At 72.5% G+C, this 19,759-nt stretch carries 13 protein-coding genes and 1 pseudogene; 11 read left to right on the top strand and 3 right to left on the bottom strand.

What is annotated here, in order from left to right; genetic code table 11:
* The first annotated feature begins 88 nt into the window (after window positions 1-88).
* From ACZ52C_RS07940 to ACZ52C_RS07930, 3 genes are all read left to right on the top strand, one after another.
* On the top strand, window positions 89-2,035 hold the full coding sequence (locus ACZ52C_RS07940) for a serine/threonine-protein kinase (RefSeq protein ID WP_469074175.1): 1,947 nt from the start codon (window positions 89-91) through the stop codon (window positions 2,033-2,035).
* A gap of 149 nt (window positions 2,036-2,184) precedes the next feature.
* Window positions 2,185-4,047: a serine/threonine-protein kinase gene (locus ACZ52C_RS07935; RefSeq protein ID WP_469073919.1), complete on the top strand. Its 1,863-nt coding sequence runs from the start codon at window positions 2,185-2,187 to the stop codon at window positions 4,045-4,047.
* Window positions 4,048-4,139: 92 nt separating this feature from the next.
* Window positions 4,140-5,891, top strand: a complete 1,752-nt coding sequence (locus ACZ52C_RS07930) for a serine/threonine-protein kinase (protein WP_469073918.1) — start codon at window positions 4,140-4,142, stop codon at window positions 5,889-5,891.
* Window positions 5,892-5,976: 85 nt separating this feature from the next.
* Here ACZ52C_RS07930 and ACZ52C_RS07925 read toward each other — a convergent pair whose 3' ends face one another.
* Together ACZ52C_RS07925 and ACZ52C_RS07920 are read right to left on the bottom strand one after the other, a co-directional pair.
* Window positions 5,977-8,178: a glycosyltransferase family 4 protein gene (locus ACZ52C_RS07925; RefSeq protein WP_469073917.1), complete on the bottom strand. Its 2,202-nt coding sequence runs from the start codon at window positions 8,176-8,178 to the stop codon at window positions 5,977-5,979.
* A gap of 5 nt (window positions 8,179-8,183) precedes the next feature.
* Window positions 8,184-9,089 carry an alpha/beta hydrolase gene (locus ACZ52C_RS07920; RefSeq protein ID WP_469073916.1) on the bottom strand — a complete coding sequence of 302 codons (906 nt, stop codon included), beginning with the start codon at window positions 9,087-9,089 and terminating at the stop codon, window positions 8,184-8,186.
* A gap of 352 nt (window positions 9,090-9,441) precedes the next feature.
* Here ACZ52C_RS07920 and ACZ52C_RS07915 point away from each other — a divergent pair.
* From ACZ52C_RS07915 to ACZ52C_RS07880, 8 genes and pseudogenes are all read left to right on the top strand, one after another.
* A pseudogene (locus tag ACZ52C_RS07915) lies at window positions 9,442-9,873 on the top strand (hypothetical protein); the annotation flags it as partial.
* A gap of 110 nt (window positions 9,874-9,983) precedes the next feature.
* On the top strand, window positions 9,984-10,190 hold the full coding sequence (locus tag ACZ52C_RS07910) for a ribonuclease domain-containing protein (protein ID WP_469074174.1): 207 nt from the start codon (window positions 9,984-9,986) through the stop codon (window positions 10,188-10,190).
* Window positions 10,187-10,633: a barstar family protein gene (locus tag ACZ52C_RS07905; protein WP_469073915.1), complete on the top strand. Its 447-nt coding sequence runs from the start codon at window positions 10,187-10,189 to the stop codon at window positions 10,631-10,633. Before ACZ52C_RS07910 ends, ACZ52C_RS07905 begins: the two co-directional genes overlap by 4 nt.
* A 108-nt stretch (window positions 10,634-10,741) precedes the next feature.
* A complete protein-coding gene (locus tag ACZ52C_RS07900) occupies window positions 10,742-12,133 on the top strand; it encodes a diacylglycerol/lipid kinase family protein (RefSeq protein ID WP_469073914.1) in 1,392 nt (463 codons plus the stop codon).
* 60 nt (window positions 12,134-12,193) lie between these two features.
* On the top strand, window positions 12,194-14,062 hold the full coding sequence (locus ACZ52C_RS07895) for a serine/threonine-protein kinase (protein ID WP_469073913.1): 1,869 nt from the start codon (window positions 12,194-12,196) through the stop codon (window positions 14,060-14,062).
* 181 nt (window positions 14,063-14,243) lie between these two features.
* On the top strand, window positions 14,244-15,899 hold the full coding sequence (locus ACZ52C_RS07890) for a succinic semialdehyde dehydrogenase (RefSeq protein ID WP_469073912.1): 1,656 nt from the start codon (window positions 14,244-14,246) through the stop codon (window positions 15,897-15,899).
* A 39-nt stretch (window positions 15,900-15,938) separates the two neighbouring features.
* On the top strand, window positions 15,939-17,720 hold the full coding sequence (locus tag ACZ52C_RS07885) for a GMC oxidoreductase (RefSeq protein WP_469073911.1): 1,782 nt from the start codon (window positions 15,939-15,941) through the stop codon (window positions 17,718-17,720).
* A gap of 260 nt (window positions 17,721-17,980) precedes the next feature.
* The gene (locus tag ACZ52C_RS07880) at window positions 17,981-18,718 is read left to right on the top strand and encodes a hypothetical protein (protein WP_469073910.1); all 738 of its coding nucleotides are present in this window, start codon (window positions 17,981-17,983) and stop codon (window positions 18,716-18,718) included.
* A gap of 360 nt (window positions 18,719-19,078) precedes the next feature.
* On the opposite strand, the gene ACZ52C_RS07875 is transcribed toward ACZ52C_RS07880, so the two are convergent.
* Window positions 19,079-19,366: a chorismate mutase gene (locus ACZ52C_RS07875; protein WP_469073909.1), complete on the bottom strand. Its 288-nt coding sequence runs from the start codon at window positions 19,364-19,366 to the stop codon at window positions 19,079-19,081.
* Window positions 19,367-19,759 lie beyond the last annotated feature (393 nt).

Genomic DNA, 19,759 nt, shown 5'->3' with positions numbered 1-19,759 from the left:
GTCTCTGTGCGGCCGGCCCGGTTCCCCGGGCTGTGGGCCGCTCCCTACTCTGACCCTGTCAAGAACATTGCGGGGCAACGTGAATCAGATGCAGGGCCAGCTCCTCGCGGAGCGCTACCGGCTCGTCGACACGATCGGCAGCGGTGGCATGGGACGGGTCTGGCGTGCGCACGATGAGGTGCTGCACCGGGCGGTCGCGGTCAAGGAGTTGACCGCCGCGCTCTACGTCTCGGAGAGCGAGCAGGCCATCCTGTTGCGGCGGACCCGGGCCGAGGCGCGCGCGGCGGCGCGCATCAACCACTCGGCCGTCGTCACCGTGCACGACGTGCTGGAGCACGACAACCGCCCGTGGATCGTCATGGAGTTGGTCGAGGGCGTCTCGCTGGCCGACGCCGTGCGGGACCGGGGGCGGCTGGAGGCGCGGGAGGCGGCGCGCATCGGGGTGTGGGTGCTGCGCGCGCTGCGGGCCGCCCACCGGGCCGGGGTGCTGCACCGCGACGTGAAGCCGGGGAACGTGCTGCTCGCCGAGGACGGCCGGGTCATGCTGACCGACTTCGGTATCGCGCAGGTCGAGGGCGACACCACCATCACCCGGACCGGCGAGATCGTCGGTTCCGTCGACTACATCGCGCCCGAGCGGGTGCGCGGCAACGAGCCCGGTCCCGCCTCCGACCTGTGGTCCCTGGGCGCCACGCTCTACACGGCGGTGGAGGGCAAGTCGCCGTTCCGGCGCACCACTCCGCTCACCACCATGCAGGCCGTGGTGAGCGAGGAGGTCGCGGAACCGGCGGAGGCCGGGGCGTTGGGTCCGGTCATCAGCGCGCTGCTGTGCAAGGACCCGGCCGTACGGCCCGGTCCGGACGAGGCGGAGCAGATGCTCGTCGAGGCGGCGGAGGGGCGGCGGCCCCGGGAGGCGCAGGCCTATCTGGCGACTCGGGAGCAGGAGGGGCCGGACCGTACGGCCCTGGGCGAGCCTTCGGGCGGGACGGATGGTGCGGGCGGTGCCGGCGTGCACGGTGTGCCGGGGGCGCACGGTGCGCAGGTCATGCGGGGCGCGCACGGTGTGCAGGGCGTGCACGGTGGCGAGGGGGTCCGGCTGGCTCAGGCTGGAAGCGCGGGCGTCGGTGGGACGGGGGCGCGCGGCTACGGCGCGGGGGGCGATTCGGGTGCGCTGGGTGCTTCGGGTGCTTCGGTCGCTGGTGCGCCTGGTGCGCCTGGTGCGCCTGGTGCGCCCGGTGCTCCGGTCGCTCCTGGTGCGTACGGCAGCGGTGCGCAGGGGGCCGAGTACTCCACCGGCGCCGTTGTCGGCTGGGGTGGCGGGTCCGGTGGCTTCGGTGGTCCCGGGATGCCGGGTGCCCCGGCGCCCGGGGGCCATCAGCCCGGCTCCGCCGTGCCCGCCTCCGCCACCCCCGAGCGGCGCCGCCGGGGCCGTACGGTCGCCCTCGTGCTGGTGCTGGCCGCGCTGGTCGGAGGCGGCGGCGCCGTCGCGATGCACTACGCGGACGGCTGGTCCGCCGGCAGCTTCAGCACGGACGGATCGGGCGGGGCGGAGGACGGGGACCAGTCGGCCGACGGGCTGCCCGAGGGATGGGAGCGGGTCGAGGACCCGCAGGGTTTCAGCCTCGCGCTGCCCGAGGGGTGGACGCGGCGGGTGGAGGGCTCGCAGATCGACTACACGCCCGACGGCGGCGAGCACTTCCTCCGGATCGCCGTGGACGACTCGCCGGACTTCGACAGCCCGTACCACCACCAGCTCGACCTGGAGGAGCAGGTGCGGACGCGGTCCCGATACCAGCGGGTGAGCCTGGAGGAGAACATCTTCCGCGACCGGCCGGGCGCGCTGTGGGACTTCACCTGGACGGCGCTGGAGAAGGACACGGAGTTCCCCGGGCCGCGCCGGGCGATCGAGCAGATGTACCTCTCGCGGGACGGCGTCGAGTACACGATCTACATGTCCGCGCCGGCGGCGGACTGGGAGACGGCCGAGGAGCAGTTCTACGCGGTGCTGCGCAGCTGGCGGCCGGCGGAGCGGTGAGCCCTGGCTCGGGCCTCCCGGCTCCGGGGCCGCCGCGCGGCGCCCGCCAAGCGCCCGCAAGGCGCTCGTGAGACGTGTGTGCGGCGCTTGTCGGCCAGCCCGTCGCGCGCCACCGGAGGGTTCGGATCCGGTGCGGCATGATGGGGCGCATGGGGACCGAGGGGGAGAGCGCCCGTGTCATAGCCGGGCGTTACCGGCTGGAGGCCAGGATCGGCCGCGGCGGTATGGGGATCGTGTGGCGCGCCACCGACCAGCTCCTCGGTCGGCAGGTGGCGGTCAAGGAACTCGCCCTGGACGACTCGCTCCCCGAGGAGCGGTCCCGGGAGCGGCGCGAGCGCACCCTGCGGGAGGCGCGGGCGATCGCCCGGCTCGGCCACCCGCACATCATCGTCGTGCATGACGTCGTCGAGCAGGACGAACGCCCGTACATCGTCATGGAGTTGATCGACGGCGACTCGCTCGCGGAGCGGATCGAGGAGCACGGACCCGTCGACGCGCGGGAGGCCGCGCGGATCGGGATCGCTCTGCTGGGCGCGCTGCGGCGGGCGCACGACGCCGGGGTCCTGCACCGCGACCTCAAGCCCGCCAACGTCCTGCTGGAGAACGGCACCGACCGGGTCGTCCTCACCGACTTCGGGATCGCCCAGGTCGCCGGCGCGACCACCCTCACCGAGAGCGGGTCCTTCGTGGGCTCGCCCGAGTACACCGCCCCGGAGCGGATGTCCGGGCTCCGCACGGGGCCGGAGTCCGACCTGTGGTCGCTGGGCGCGCTGCTGTGCGCCGTGCTCAGCGGCGAATCGCCGTTCCGGCGCGACTCGTTGGGCGGAATCCTGCACGCGGTGGTCGTCGACGAGATCCGGCCGCCGGCGCAGGCCGCGCCGCTGCTGCCCGTCGTACGGGGGCTGCTGGAGCGTGATCCGGACCGGCGGCTCGACGCGGTGGAGGCCGAGCGGCTGCTGCGGGCGTTCCGGGAGACCGGCCGCACGCCGCGGACGACGAGGAACCCGCGGACCTCGCCCGGTTACACCCCGACCCGCCGGGACGTGCCGCGCCCGGGCCGGGACGCGTGGCGTGCGGCCGGGGCCGGTGGCGCGGCCGGGGCTTCCGGTGCCGCCGCGCAGGACGTGCCGGCGGCCGGGGGCGGACAGTCGCCGCCGGACGCGGGCGGGGCCGGAACCGCGGTGCTGCGGGAGGAGTCCGGCGAGCGGCGTCCCCCGCACTCCACCCGGAGCGTGCTGGTCGCGGCCGCGCTGGTGGCGGCGATGGCCGGGGCGGGTGTCTCGGCGGCGGCGCTGCTGATGCGGGAGGGCGGCGGCGGGGGCGGCGCGCCGGGCAGTACGGCACCGCGAACGCCGGGCGGGTCGAGCACGGCGGGCGAGTCGGGGCAGTCGGGGCAGTCGGGATCGCCGGGCGAGTCGGGGCGGTCCGGCACGCCGGGCACTCCGCGCACGTCGGGCGGCCCGGGTGGGTCCGGTGCGACCGGCGGTACGTCCGGTGCGTCCGGCACGTCCGGTACGTCGGGGGGCGCCACGCCCACCGTGACGCGCTCGCGGGCGGCCACCGCGCCGACCGTGCCCTCGGGGTACCGGCTGGCCGCGGACGAACGGGGGTTCAGCCTCGCGGTGCCGGACGACTTCACCCGGGAGCCGCAGGGGGAGCGGGTCTTCTACATGTCGCCGGGGCAGGTGATCCGGATCGGCGTCAAGCTCGACGGCCCGGAGGAGGGCGGCCCGGTCGGGGTGATGCGGCGCGCCCATGCGAAGGGGCCCTCCACGAACCCCGGTTACCGCGACGGCCGGGTCACCGAGACCACGCACGACGGGCGGCCGGCCGCGCTCTGGGAGTTCACCTGGGACGGGTTCAGCGCGGCCGAGGGGCCCCGGCACACGTACGACCTGTGTTGGGAGCGGGACGGGCGGCTGTACGACGTGTGGGTGTCGGCGCCGGTCGGGAGGGTGAGCGAGGCGAAGGAGTACTTCGACGTGGCAGTCGACACGTTCGTTCGTGACTAAAGCGGAGATAAGTGGTGTTCCGCGTCACGGGTCTGTGACCGGAAAGCGACGGGGGTGGATGCCGAAGCGCTTGCCGCGATACAGATGAACGTATGAGCAGCAACGGGGGCGCCCCTTACGGAACAGGGCCTGGGCCCGGCTACGGAGCCGACGAGCCGACGAGTTTCGGACTGCAACCGCCGCAGCCGAGTGCGCCGTACCCGGGGAACCCGTACGCGCAGCCGGTCGCGGACCAGCCGCCCGCGCCCGCCCCGCTCCCGCGGACGGCGCCGCACGCGCAGCCGGCGCCGCACGCGCAGTCCTCGCAGGATCCCGGCACCGGGCGGTTGATCGCCGGTCGTTACCGGTTGCTCGCCAAGCTCGGGCACGGCGGGATGGGCACGGTGTGGCGGGCGCAGGACGAGACGGTGGACCGGGAGGTCGCCGTCAAGGAGCCCCGCGTACCCGACCACCTTCCCGAGCGTGAACGGGCCAACGCCTACGAGCGGATGCGCCGCGAGGCCCGTGCGGCGGCCCGGCTCGATCATCCGTCGGTCGTGAACGTGCACGATGTGGCGGTCGTGGACGACCGGCCGTGGATCGTCATGGAGTTGGTGCGGGGGCGTTCGCTGGGCGACGCGCTCCAGGAGGGCACCCTCGGGGCCCGCGAGGCGGCGAGAATCGGCCTCGACGTGCTCGGCGCACTGGAGGCCGCGCACGCTGCGGGCATCCTGCACCGGGACGTCAAGCCGGACAACGTCCTCCTCGGCCGCCACGACCGGGTCGTCCTCACCGACTTCGGCATCGCCCAGATCGAGGGCGAGACCAACCTGACGGACACCGGCGGCTTCGTCGGCTCGCCCGAGTACATCGCCCCCGAGCGGGTGCTCGGCCAGCGTCCCGGGCCCGCGTCGGACCTCTGGTCGCTCGGTGTCGTCCTCTACGCCGCCACGGAGGGCGTGTCGCCCTTCCGGCGCAGCAACACGCCCGCGACCCTGCAGTCCGTGCTCAACGCCACGCCCGCGGCGCCCGCCTCGGCCACCGGCCCGCTCGCCGAGGCCATCAACGGCCTGTTGCAGAAGGACCCGGCGCGCCGTCCGAGCGCCGCCCGGGTCCGCGAACTGCTGGAGACGGCCGCGAACCCGCCCGCGCCCATCCAGGTGGTCCAGACGACCGCCGGGCTCCGGGCGGAGGACACCAAGGGCATCAGGATCGGTGCCAGGACCCTCGCCGGGGTCGGCGCGGCGGTCTTCGCGGCGGCGGTCGCGGGGCTCGGCGTGCTGGGCGTGGCGGCGGCGGTGACGGCGTACGTGGTGATCGCCGACCCCTTCGCGGGGCCGCTGCCGGACGGCTGGAAGCAGCGGGACCTCGGTACGAAGGTCGCCGCGAGCGTGGGTGTGCCCGGGGACTTCGTGAAGGACCGGTTCGAGCCGGACGAGACCGACGGCACGTTCGCGCAGTACAGCGACCCGAGCGGGCTGATCCGCATCAACGTCGACCGGGACGTCAAGAAGGACGACAAGGAGAACGAGATCCCGGGGGTCGCGCTGGACCGGGCGTACGCCGACTGGGAGTTGGTCAAGGACGGCGAGTACTCGCTGGACGTCGCCGACACCCCCGCGCCGAAGGGGCGGCCGAAGGAGGCGAAGTTCCGGGGCCACGAGGCCGCCCAGAACACGATCAGGTACACGACCACGGACAGCCAGGCCCCGCGCCTGCGCGAGGCGCGGGTCCTGTACTACAAGGCGGGCAACGGTGACATGTACCGGCTCTGGATCGACTATCCGGGCAAGGGGCACTTCACCGAGCAGGGCCGCGAGATCGCCCGCACGGTCATCGCGAACCTGAAGATCGACAAGATGTAGATGCCTCCGAGGAGCGCGTGCCCGAGGGGCCGATGCCTGAGCAGCCGCGGGTCTGAGCGGTCGCGTGCCTGAGCGGTGGCGCGCCTCATGAGAGGGCCACCGCCAGGTCGTTGGTGACGGTGAAGAAGAAGCGGGCCTGTGGCGAGGAGCCGCCCGGGGTGGCCATGGTGACCGCCGGGTACTTGTCGGTGTCCTTGCGGTCCACGATGTCGTCGAACAACCGGCCGAGCCGGATGGGTTCGGCGTCGGGTGAGGGGCGCAGGAACAGGTCCCAGATGACCTTGTCCGGGCCGACCGGGTCCGGCAGGGACGTCAGCCGTGCGTGGAACGCGGGTCGTCCGGTCGCGCGTTTCTCCACGGCGCGTGTCGCCGGTGCCTCGAAGTCCGGTACGTCCTCGCCCCGGGCGACCCCCACCAGAGTCGCGCCCTCGCCGAGCACGGCGCCGTGCAGGACGCCCTCCACGGCGATCGAGCCGTCGCCGACGGGCAGCGCGGCGACCTCGGCGTGCGCGGTGCGGTGGAAGGTACGCAGCGCCAGGTAGCCGTCCTTGGTGGGGTACGGGATCCACCAGGCGACCGGCGACCGCTCCGGGGGCTCGGCGGTCAACAGGCCCCGCTGCTCGACCAGTCCGGCCCGCAGCCGGCGGCGTGTTCTGTCCTCGCCCCGTTCGACATGCAGGTCCCAGCGGCCCTCCGCGAGGCTCGTTCCTTCGCGGTCGAGCGTGGCGGTCCAGGGGCTCCTGGCGTCGCCCGGCGTGTCCTGCCGCAGGGGGACGCGGACCTCGTCGTCGGCGTGACGGCGGCGCAGCACGAGCGTCAGGTCCGCTCCCGACACGCCGGACGCGGCCACGGAGACCCGCACATCGCCGCGCCCGCCGACACGACAGCCGGCCTTCGGACGTAAGGGCTTCGGCGCGGCGCTCGCGGTGGAGGGTTTCGCCGCCCGGGGCCCGGCGGCTTCGGGCTCGGCCGCCCTGGTCTCGGCGGCCCCGGCCCTCGGCTCCGGCGCCCCCGGCTTCCCGTCCGTCGTGGACGGGGTCCAGCCCAGTGCCCGGCGTAAGCGTCGTCCCAGCTTCACCGCCGCCGGGGTACGGGCCTCCTGGAGGTCGGCGATCAGGCGTTCGTACTCCGTGGCGATCACGCGGGGCGCGTACCGCTGGACGGTCGTGCGCCCGGCGGTGCCGACGCGCTGCCGCAGTTCCGGGTCGTCGATGAGCCGGAGCAGGCCCGTGGCCAGGGCGTTCGGGTCGTTCGGCGTGACGAGGAGGCCGTCGGTGCCTTCGGTGACGATCTCACCGGGGCCGTGCGGGCAGTCGGTGGCGACCACGGGGACACCAGCGTGCATGGCCTCCAGGATGGTCATGCCGAAGGACTCCCACTCGGAACTGACCGCGGCGACGGAGGCCTTGGCCCACTCGGTCTCCAGGGTGGCGCTGGGGCCCATGAGGAAGACGTGGTCGTTCAGGCCGAGCGTGTCGATGGCGGCGCGCAGGTTCGCGCGCTCGGGCCCCTTGCCGAAGATCCGCAGCCGCCACTCGGGGCGTTCGGCGACGACCTTGGCGAAGGCCTCGACGAGCAGGTCGTACCGTTTGACCGGGAACAGGCGTCCGGCGGCGACCACCAACGGGGCGCGCAGGTCGGAGCGTTCGGTCTTCGGGCGCGGCGCGGCGTTGGCGATGTCCGTGATGCGGGTGCGCAGCCCGGACAGGTGCCGGCGGTGGTCGGCGGCGTCCCGCGCGGAGACGGTGACGAAGGCGTCCAGCCGCCCGATCGCCGCGTTCTGCGCCTCGCGCACGCCGGGCACGTGATTCTCGTACGAGAGATGCTCCTGCCCGATGAGCAGCGGGCCCCGGCGGGTCGTGCCGGACGCGCGCGACGCGCCGGGCGGGCGGCGCGAGCCGACGGAGCCGTGCTCGGCCAGGGCGACCACGAGCGCCGGGCGGGTCGCGACGACCACATCGGCGTCGGTGGTGTCGAGGAAGGCGCGCAGCCGTTCGTCGGTCAGCGCGGTGTAGCGGTGGGCGAGCACCTCGGTGGGCGGGACCACGGTGGAGGGCCGGGACATCAGCTCGTGGCCACCGTCGTAGGAGGGGGCGTCGGGGCGTTCGTCGACGAGCGGGACCAGGCGGACCTTGCCGCTCACGCCGAGCAGGGGACGTTCCTCGGTGCGTAACACCGAGACGACCTCGACGTCATGACGGGCCGCCAGGGCTCCGGCGAGGTTCAGTGTCGAGCGGACGGTGCCGCCGATGGCGTACGCGTTGTGGAGCAGAAAGGTGATTTTCACGGCGCTCAGTGCGTCCTCTCGGCGATCCAGCCCATGACCCGGTCGGCCACTCCCGGTTCCTTCAACAGTGCTCCGCCGTGCGCGGAACCGGCCACCGTCTCCACCGTGACCCCATTGGCGGGCATGTTGTGGTCGTTCTCCTCGGCGGCTTCGAGGTCGAGCGAGTGCCGGACGGGTACGAAGTCGTCCTCGGAGTGGAGCAGGAACATCGGGGCGTCGTCGCCGCCGGAGGCGCGGTGCCTGACGGCCATGTCCCTCCAGGTGTCCCGGCAACCCGGGTGCGCGGAGGCCGAGTCGTCCGCCGGGTCGGGGTGACAGCGGGCCAGGAGGGTGGCGTTGTCGCGCAGTCGGCGCTGCCTGGCGGTCGCGTCGCCGGCGTTGCCGTCGCGCCAGGCGCGGTACGGGTCGTTCACGGGGGAGAGGGCCACCACGCCGTCGACGCGGAAGGCGCCGGAGCCGTAGGTGGCGACGGCGGTGGCGAGTTGACCGCCGGAGGAGGAGCCCAGCAGGACCAGCCGGTCGGGGTCGACGTCGAAGTCGGCGGCGTGGGCGCGGATCCAGTCGAGCGCGGACAGCGCGTCGGTCCGCTGGGCCGGCCAGGGGGCATCGAAATTCAGCCGGTGGTCGACGGCGAAGACGGCGTACCCGGCGTCCGCGAAGGTGCGCGACCAGGTGGCCCAGCCGGTGTCCTCGTACCAGTGGCCGCCGTGCAGGATCACCAGGCCCGGTTGCTTCCCACCCCGCTCCTCACCAGCGGCGTTCCAGTAGGCGTCGAGGGTCTGGCGGGGGTGTGAACCATAGGCGTGGGAGCTCTCATTGCGGCCGGCCGCGACGCTGTCACGGGCGTCGTGGACGACCAGTCCAGCAACGACAGCAACGCAAAGAATGAGACAACCCCAGAGCCGACGCACGGCTACCTGCCCTTCGAGTGACCTGACGGCAGGCGACGTCGTCCCCGGGCACGGGATCCGACCGAAACGTCCACGGCGTGGGGGGCACCCACACGGCCTGCTTGCGTGAGCAACCGGACTATAGGCCGCGATCGCGAGCAATCGTCAATCGCAGTAGGCGAGTTGGCCGGTCATTACCGGTCCGAACAACTTGACGGGGGTCGTGGATGACATGTGTGAACAGGGACACCACCACGTTCCGCCTCAAGGCCACCAACAAGTCGGACGTCTCGTACGGGAAGCGCTTCTGCGGCAAGGCCCACCTCGAAGTGACCTGCAACCGGTGGCCGTTGCACCCGCACCAAGGCACTCTTTCACCACCGGTGCGCTCGGCTCCTGCGGAAGGACCGCGCTGAACGTCGTCACCTCGCCGATCAGCGGCGGTCCCGCGGGCCGGCTGATCGCGAAGTACGGATGGGGCGCCCCCCCCCGGGGAGCCCGAGGGCGCGGGGACCCGCGCGATCGGCCGCGGAGGACCCGCGTTCCCCACCGACCCCGAGACCGGAGGACCCGCACCGAGAAGGTCACCGCCGAGATCGAGGGCGCCGGGCTGAAGCACCTCGTCCGGGTCAGCGTCGACCTCGACGGCAAGTGGGGCACGCGGACGGCCTCGGTCACCGCGACCGACGGCCACCCGTTCTGGGTGCCGGGGCTGGACGAGTGGCTCGACGCCACCGACCTCACGGCCGGCGACCGGCTGAGCACCGACGCCGGGACCGAGGTCCGGATCACCGAGGTCGCCCGCTGACCGTCCTCGTCCACAACGCGAAGACCAGCTGTCTCACGCCGCTCGGCGCGCAGATCTGGAAGGTCGTCAACTACTACGACGAGACGGGGCGCACTCCGCCCGGCGTGATGAAGGGTCAGGCGCGCGGTCAGGCGAAGGGCGTCTTCACCAACGACAAGGGCCTCTTGACCAAGAAGGTGAAGGCGTACTCTCGCGAATCGGACGTGTGGCCGACCGGCGGAGCCAATCGCGGGGTACACCGTCTGATCTTCGGAAAGAAGGGTGAAGTGTATTTCACCGCCGATCACTACACGACTTTTGTGCGGGTGCGATGACGACGGATGATCTCCAGGACTCCTGGGTGGACCCCCGGGACCTCCTTCCCTGGCTGCCGTCGGAGCCGTACTTCGCGCCGCAGAGCCGTCGCGACGAACTGGTCGAGGAGCTGGGCGGGGCCGGTTTCACCGTTCTCGAGGCCGATCTGGCGGACGTGGCGACGGAGTCGGACCTGCTGACGGTACTGGGGCGCGCGCTGTCGGCACCCGACCACTACGGCGAGAACTGGGACGCCCTGACGGACATCCTCCGGGACCGGGGGGCCGACGCACCGTTCCGGATCGCCCTGGTCCTCTCGTCGAGCGCCGCGTTCCTCGGTGCCGACGTCCACGGGTTCGTCCGTTCCGTGTCGCTCCTGCACACCACGGCGCAGGATCTCTCGGACGTGGACGACGAATACGGCCAGTTGGAACTCTTCTATCTGGCCGACTGGAAGAGCTGAATCACGACGACCCCGGGGAGTTCGCCTCCTCGGGGTCGTCGCCTGCTCGCGCCCCCAACCCCTAACATGCCGTGTCAAGTGCATGATCGGCGCGAAGGGCGAGCGAGCGTGGGCATCGAACACCTGGACGTACGGGCGCACGCGAGACAACGCTGGGCGGCCAGGGCCGCCCTCGGCTGCGCGGTCCTCGCCGTGCTGCTGCCCCTCGGCTACGCGCGCGGGGCGAGCCTTCTGCTCGTCGCCGGGGTCGTCCTGGGCGCGGGTCTCACCGCGGCCTCGCTCTGGTGGGTGCTGACCCGGCGCGGTGCCGCCCGGGTCGCGGCGGGAGTGCTTGCCTTGGCCGCGCCGGTCGGCGTCGTCTGGTGGTTCGCCGTCGTCAACCTGCTCTGGGTCGTGATCGTCTCCGCCGCCCTCTGGGGCGTCGCCGTCTGGTCCGGCAAGTTCGCCCTCAGCAGCACCAAGTCCCACCAGGTGCACGTCCCCGAGCACCGCGTACCCGCCCCCAGCCGCCCCTTCCTCATCATGAACCCCAAGTCCGGCGGCGGAAAGGTCGAACGCTTCCGGCTGAAGGAGCGCGCCGAACGGCTCGGCGCCACGGTCCACCTGCTCGACCCCGCGCGCCACGAGGACGTCGCCGTCCTGGCCCGGGACGCCGTCCGCAACGGCGCCGATCTCCTCGGCGTCGCGGGCGGCGACGGCACCCAGGCCCAGGTCGCCGCCATCGCCGCCGCCTACGACGTCCCCCTGCTCGTCATCTCCGCCGGCACCCGCAACCACTTCGCCATGGACCTCGGTCTCGACCGCGACAACCCCGCCGCCTGCCTCGACGCCCTCACCGACAAGGGTGTCGAACTCCATGTCGACCTCGGCTACGCCAGCGGCCACCCCTTCGTCAACAACGCCTCGTTCGGCGCGTACGCGGCCGTCGTGCAGAGCCCCGCCTACCGCGACGAGAAGGTCCGCACCACCCTGGAACTACTCCCCGAACTGCTCACACACCAGCGGGGCCCACGGCTCACCGCCCGCATCGGGGACGCCGTCATCGACGCGCCCCAGGCCGTCCTCGTCAGCAACAACGTCTACCGCAGCGACGACCTCGTCGGCCTCGGCCGCCGCGAACGCCTGGACGCCGGGGTGCTCGGCGTCGTAGGCGTCCGCGTCGACAGCGCCGCCGAGGCCGCCGGACTGGTTCTCGGCTCGAACGCCCCCGGCCTCAGCCTGCTCGTCGCGGACGAGATCGTCGTGGAGGCCGACCGGCCGGAGATCGAGGTCGGCGTCGACGGCGAGGCCCTCGTCCTGCCGACCCCCGTCCACTGCCGGGTCTCCCCGAAGGCCCTGCGCGTCCGGGTGCCCCGCGACCGCCCCGGCGTCCCCGAGCCCAAACCGCCCCTGGACTGGCGCCGGTTGCGCAAACTCGCCGCCGCGGTCGGCCGCACCGCCCTGCCCAAGCACCGCGAACGGTACGGCTGGGCCGAGGAGTTGTGGAACCGGCGACGTTAGGACCGCCGGGCCACCGGACCCGCGTCGACAAGCTCCGTCCCCGCACGGTACTGATGGGGCATGAGCGACGACGGCGAACATCCGCGCGGCGAACTCCCCTCCGGAGGCAGGGCGTCCCGGCCCACCGGGCGTCTGGTCGGCGGCCGTTACCGTCTCGTGGAACGCGTCGGATCGGGCGGCATGGGCACCGTGTGGAGGGCGGTCGACGAACTCGTCGACCGCGAGGTCGCCGTCAAACAGCCCAGACTGCCCGGTGACACGACCGACCTGCACGGCCCGCACAGTCCTGACCGCCATGACGGCTTGGGCCACGCGGACGGACTCGATGGACCCGTCGGACCCGGCGGCCTTGACGGGCCGGAGCACGACGCCCGGCGGCGGGCCGCCAACCGGTTCTACCGCGAGGCCCGCGCCGCCGCCCGCGTCGACCATCCGTCCGCCGTCACCATCCACGACGTCGTGGTCGAGGACGGGGCCCCGTGGATCGTCATGGAACTCGTCCGCGGCGAGTCGCTCCACGAGGTGCTCAAGCGCGGTGCCCTCAGCCCCGTCGAGTCCGCCCGCATCGGCCTCGCCGTCGTCGGTGCGCTGCACGCCGCGCACGCGGTCGGCATCGTGCACCGGGACGTCAAGCCCGCCAACGTCCTCCTCGGGCCGCACGGCCAGGTCGTCCTCACCGACTTCGGCATCGCCCATGTCCAGGGCGAGGAATCGCTCACCGTGACCGGGGAGTTCGTCGGGTCGCTCGAGTTCGTCGCGCCCGAGCGGATGGCCGGCCCCGGAGCCGCCGGCCCGCCCTCCGACCTCTGGTCGCTCGGCGTCCTCCTCTACGCCGCCGTCGAGGGCTGGTCCCCCTTCCGCCGCACCACCCTGGAGTCCACGCTCGCCGCGATCCTCTCCGCCGAGCCTCCGGTGCCGGAGCGGGCGGGCCCCCTCGGTCCCCTCCTCGTACGCCTGCTGACCAAGGACCCGGCGCTGCGCCCCGACGCCGAGGAGACCGCCGGGTATCTGCGGGACGTGGCCGAGGACCGCGCACCCGCCGCCCAGACCCCGTTCGGCCTCAGCGAGTTGGGCGAGGACTCGGGGACGATGCGGCTCGGGGCGCGGGGTGCGGACCGTGAGGACGTACACAAGGAAGACCCTTTGGTGGAGGTGCCGGAGCCCGCGGGTGAACCGGAGGCCGCGCGTGAACCGGAGCCCGCGGGTGAACCGGAGCCCGCGCGTGAACCGGAGGTCGTGCGCTCCGCGCCCGCGCGCCCCGAGCCCGCGCACCCCCGGCGCAGAGCCCGTGTCGGCCGCGTCGCCGCCGTGACCGCCGCCGGGCTCCTGCTGGCCGGTGGGGGAGCCTGGGCCGGGATCGCGTTGGACGAGGACGGTGGTGTCACCGAAGTCGCCGAGCCCCAGGTCGGATGGGCGGACGCCCGCGTCGCGTCCCCCAGCCCCAGCCCCAGTCCCACCCCCGGCACCACGGCGGGCACACGCTGGGTGGCCCACCGCGAGGCGGCCATGGACGCCGTCCTCTCCCTCCCCGGCCCCTATGAACGGATCCGCGCGGAGGGCGGCGACGACGAACAGCCCCGAGTGGTCACCTACGAGGGCGAGAAGGTCGTCCGGGTGCGGCTGACGCAGTGGGACGAGGCGCCCGCCTCACCCATGGAACAGGCCAAGGACGCGACGGACATCGTGGCGGCCGGAGTGAAGTCGACCGCCCAGTACACCACCACCAGCTTCCACGACCAGGAGGCCGTCCTCGCGGACACCACCCACCACCTGGACGGCACCCCCACCCGGGTCCTGGAACTGATCGTCCGCACCGACGACGACCGGATGTACGAGCTGCGCGTGGACATGCCGAAGGGCACGGCGGACGAGAAGAAGGGCACGGCCGTCTTCAAGGGAGCACGCGAGCGACTGGAGATCGGACCGTAGGCCGGGCCGGCCGCCGTCGGACCCGTAAGTGATCGACGCCGCATTCGCGGCCGCACGGCATCGCACGCCGCCCTGATCAGCGACTTCGTTGCCAGCGATCACTGGCGTGGTGTGTGGGCCGGACGAAACCCTGTTACCGCCGGGTACCCAAAGTCGTCCGGTCCGGAATACCCTGCGCGTCATGACGGACTCGCAGGCCCCCGAAAAGACCGGCACGACCACCACGGGATCGACCGGCACGGCAGAGACGACCGGCACCAACCCCCTCGCGGCGGCCCCGCAGGGCGCCCGTACCGCAGCCGACGTGGTCACCCCCGAGCTGGTCGCCCAGCTCACCAAGGGCGTGGTCGGCTCCGGCCGCACCGCCAACCACACGCCGTTCACCGGCGAGAAGCTCGCCGACCTGCCGGAGTCCACCCCCGAGGACGTGGAGCGGGCCTACGAGCGGGCCCGCGCGGCCCAGGCCGTCTGGGCCCAGCGGTCCGTGCGGGAGCGTGCCGCCGTCCTGCTCCGCTTCCACGACCTGGTCCTCGAACGCCAGGGCGAGGTGCTCGACCTCATCCAGCTGGAGACCGGCAAGGCCCGCCTCCACGCCCACGAGGAGGTCCAGGCCGTCGCGGTCGCCGCCCGGCACTACGGCCGCAAGGCCCCCTTCTACCTCAAGCCGAAGCGGCACACGGGCGCCGTGCCGACCCTCACCAAGGTCACCGAACTCCGCCACCCGCGCGGCGTGATCGGCCAGATCGCCCCCTGGAACTACCCGCTGGAACTCTCCGTGGGCGACGCGATCCCCGCCTTCGTCGCGGGCAACGCCGTCGTGATGAAGCCCGACACGGAGACCTGCCTGACCGCCCTGTGGGCCCGCGACCTCCTCATCGAGGCCGGCCTGCCCGCCGACGTCTTCCAGGTCGTCCTCGGCGAGGGCCCCGTCATCGGCCCCGAGGTCGTCAAGCACGCCGACTACGTCTCCTTCACCGGCTCCACCCGCACCGGCCGCGAGGTCGCGCAGGGTGCCGCGGCCCGGCTCGTCGGCGTCTCCCTCGAACTCGGCGGCAAGAACGCGATGCTCGTCCTGGAGGACGCCGACATAGAGAAGGCGGCGGCGGGCGCCGTCCGCGCCTGCTTCTCCTCCGCCGGCCAACTCTGCATCTCCATCGAGCGGTTGTACGTCCACGAGTCCATCGCCGACGCCTTCCTGGAGCGCTTCGCCGCCCGCACCAGGGCCATGCGCCTCGGCAAGTCCCTCGCGTACGGCGCCGAGATGGGCTCCCTCGTCGGCGAACGCCAGCTGGAGACCGTCACCCGGCACGTCGACGAGGCCGTGGAGAAGGGCGCCAAGGTCGTCGCGGGCGGCGTGGCCCGCCCCGACATCGGCCCTTACTTCTACGAGCCGACCATCCTCGACGGCGTCACGGAACCCATGTCCGTCTGCACCGAGGAGACCTTCGGCCCGGTCGTCTCCATCTACCGCTTCAAGGACGAGGACGAGGCCGTCGCGGAGGCCAACTCCACCGCGTACGGCCTCAACGCCTCCGTCTGGACCAAGGACGGCCGCCGCGGCCGCGAGGTCGCCTCCCGCGTCCGCGCCGGCACGGTCAACGTCAACGAGGGCTACGCCTCCGCCTACGGGTCCGTCCAGTCCCCGATGGGCGGCATGAAGGACTCCGGTCTCGGCCGCCGCCACGGCTCCGAGGGCATCCTCAAGTACACGGAGGCCCAGACGGTCGCCCAGCAGCGCCTGCTGCCCATGGCCCCGTCCTTCGGCATGGACGACGAGAAGTACGCCCAGTTCATGAGCCGCAGCCTGAGGGTGATGAAGGCGCTGAGGCTCCGCTAGGTCATCGGGCCCGCCCACCGTTCTCAACGAGGAGAGCACGTGTCGTACGACTACGACGTCATCGTCGTCGGATCCGGATTCGGCGGTTCGGTCACCGCCCTGCGCCTGACCGAGAAGGGCTACAAGGTAGGCGTCCTCGAGGCGGGCCGTCGGTTCACGCGCGAGTCGCTCCCCAAGAACTCCTGGGACCTCAAGAACTACCTCTGGGCCCCCGCCCTCGGCATGTACGGCATCCAGCGCATCCACCTCCTCGGCAACGTCATGGTCCTGGCCGGGGCCGGCGTGGGCGGCGGCTCCCTCAACTACGCCAACACCCTCTACGTACCGCCGAAGCCGTTCTTCGAGGACCCGCAGTGGAAGGACATCACCGACTGGCAGGAGGAGCTGAAGCCGTACTACGACCAGGCCCGCCGCATGCTCGGTGTACGGCTCAACCCGACGATGACCCCGTCCGACGTGCACCTGAAGGCCGCGGCCGAGCGGATGGGCGTCGGCGACAGTTTCCACCTCGCCCCGGTCGGCGTCTTCTTCGGTGACGGCGAGGACGCCGACGGCAGGGCGAAGGCAGCCCCCGGCGACCAGGTCGAGGACCCCTACTTCGGCGGCGCCGGCCCCGCCCGCAGAGCCTGCACCGAGTGCGGCGAGTGCATGACGGGCTGCCGCCACGGCGCGAAGAACACCCTCAACGAGAACTACCTCCACCTCGCCGAGAAGGCGGGCGCGGTCGTCCACCCGATGACGACGGTCGTGGCCGTGACGGAGGACTCGCAGGGCGGCTACGCCGTGACGACCCTCCCGACCGACAACCGCAGGAAGGACGCGGGCCGGGTGTTCAAGGCCCGCCGCGTCGTCCTCGCGGCCGGCACCTACGGCACCCAGACCCTCCTGCACCGGATGAAGGCGGGCGGCCAACTCCCGCACCTCTCCGACCGCCTGGGCATGCTGACCCGCACCAACTCCGAAGCGCTGGTCGGCGCCCAGACCGACAACCGCCGCTACCGCAAGGCGCACGGCGCGTCCGAGGTCGACTTCACCCGGGGCGTGGCGATCACCTCCTCCATCCACCCGGACGAGAACACGCACATCGAGCCCGTCCGCTACGGCAAGGGCTCCAACGCGATGGGCGGCCTGTCGATCCTCCAGGTCCCGTACGCCGGCGCCACCGCGTCGGGCGCCGGCCGTGTCCTCGGCTGGCTGGGGTACGCGGCCAAGCACCCCCTGCTGGTGGCCCGTTCGCTCTCGAACCGCCGCTGGTCGGAGCGGACCATCATCGGCCTGGTGATGCAGTCCCTGGACAACTCCCTCTCGACGCATCTGAAGCCGAAGGGCCTGGGTAAGGGCCTGTTGACGGCACGTCAGGGGCACGGCGCGCCCAACCCCAAGCAGATCGAGGCCGCTTCGAGGGCCGCCTCCACCCTCGCCGCCGAGATCAACGGCTTCGCCGGCAGCAATGTGGGCGAGCTGATGGGCACCCCGCTCACCGCGCACTTCCTCGGGGGCTGCCCCATCGGCGCCGACGCGGAGGGCGGAGTGATCGACCCGTACCACCGTCTCTACGGCCACCCCGGCATCTCCGTCGTCGACGGCGCCGCCGTCTCCGCGAACCTCGGCGTCAACCCGTCCCTGACGATCACGGCACAGGCCGAGCGGGCGATGTCGTACTGGCCCAACAAGGGTGAGCCGGACCGGCGCCCGGCCCCCGGCGAGGCCTACGAGCGCCTCACCCCCGTGGAGCCCCTGCACCCGGTGGTCCCGCCGGACGCGTTCGGCGCGCTGCGGCTGCCGCTGATGCCGGTACCGACGGTGCCGCCGAAGAAGTAGCCGTCCCGGCGGAAGAAGAGTTACGGAGAAGGACCCGCACCCCCCTCCGAGCGCGGGTTCTTCTCTCGTGTGCCAGATGTGACAGGTGAGTGGTGCGAAGGGTTGCCCTCGCGATGACAGTTTTTTCGTGTGACGTGAGTCACATAGGGAGAGGGGTGGAGCAGCACAACCGATGGGCGCCCCGCGCCGTCACATACATGTTCGATGGGGCCTGTGGGGCCCCTGTGAGGCATGAAACGAAAACCATGAAGGTGGGGGACATGAAGTCGACGATGTCGCGGGTGGCGGTGGCCGTCTCGGTCGTGGCCACGCTGGGATTCACCGCGGCGTGTGGTGGGGGCGGCGACGAGGACAAGGCGGAGACGAAGCCGTCGGTCGCGGGAAGCGCCTCGGCCGAGGACGCGAAGAACGGGGAGGGCGGCGCCGGGAAGGCCCCGCTGACCGAGGCCCAGCTGAAGGAGGCGGCCCTCGCCAAGGGGGACGTGAAGGGCTACAAGATCTCGGACATGCCGGCGGAGGACATGCCCGCCGAGACCGTTCCCGCGAACCCGGCCGCCTGCCAGCCCCTCGCGAACATGTTCTTCTTCACCTCCGACCCGCAGGCGGAGGCCCGCACCGGCCGCCGGGTCACCTCGGTGGACCAGCTCTCCGCCAGCGTCATCGCCCTCGCCCTCACCGCGCACGAGCAGAGCGACGCCGAGAAGGTCATGGCCGACCTCCGCAAGGCGACGGAGAGCTGCGACAAGTACGAGCAGGTCGGCAACAAGTACTCCGGTGTCGAGGCCCTCCCCGCCCCCGAGCAGGGGGACGAGGCGGTCGCGTACAAGCTGAAGGGCGACATCGAGGGCGCGAAGATCCCGATGTCCTTCACGGTGGTGCGCAGCGGCTCGACGCTCATCGCGTTCTCCTCGATGAACATGCTCGACGCCGACAAGGCCGAGGTACCCGCCGAAGTCCTGGACGCGCAGGTCAAGAAGCTGGAGAAGGTCGCCGGCTGACGCCGGTCACGGCACGACGAGGGGAGCTGCCCCGTGTCGTGAAGGGGGGACGGGCTCCGTGTCCGTCACGCCCACCTCGGAGCAGTTCCGCCGGTCGGCCCCGGGCGTCCCCGGAGCCGGCCGTTCTCTTCGGTGACCGGGCTGCTGTCCCCTGCCGTCCGGTCACCACCCTGGAGCGAGGTCCCACGGTGCCCGGCACGATCCGGACGCCTCATCGCTCCAGCGGAGCCACGCGTGGTTCTTTCGGGCCCGCACCTGGCTGGCGCGGACACCGACACCAACGAAGCGTGTCGTGCGGCGGTCACGCGCCGTACGGGTGAGAGAGCAGGCGTACGTACGTGCGCCGCCGGTGCGCGCCGGTCAGAGGCGGCCCCGGCACAGCTCCAGCAGGGTCATGGCGAGCGCGGTACCCGGCTTGCCGAGGGCGTCGCTGTAGTGGGCCAGGACCTCCATCTCCCGCGACAGGTTCACGCGCCTGCCGCCGGACTCGATCCGCGCCTCCTGGATCACGGCGGAGACCGCCACGCGTTCCTGGATCAGGCCGATGATCCGGTCGTCCAGGGCGTCGATCCGCTCGCGGGCACCGGTGATCACACCGGCCGCCTCGGAGGTGCGGGCGCCGGTCTTCTCGGTGGAGGTGATGGTCATCTCTGGGCTCCTGGTCGGAAGTCGAAGAACTCCCCGGAGCGGCAAGACCCGGAAAACGCCAGACGCCCCGGACCTTGTCGGCCCGGGGCGCCTGGGGAAGTCGCTTGTCAGTTGCTCAAGCAGCACGACCATGGCAGCCGGTGGGCCCGGTGCCATAGCTAAAGAGGAAGGTCGAGTGCGCAAGCATGCGGCCAGTATGCCACGCCCCGACACCGGGCCTGCCCACCCACCCACGGCCCCTTCCACGCCGCCCTGTCCGGCCTCCAGCCTCCCTGCCCGCCTTGTGCGCGTCGTCCCGCCACGCCTCCGGGCGCCCGGCTTCGTCTCAGCCGCCCTGCCGCGCCTCCTCCCTCCCTGCCGCGACCTTTCCGCGCGTCCCGGCGCGCGTCCTGC

The sequence above is a fragment of the Streptomyces sp. NPDC034049 genome (assembly GCF_055575575.1).
The sequence above is the reverse complement of the archived record's forward strand: the minus strand, read 5'-3'. Positions and strand labels throughout refer to the sequence as shown.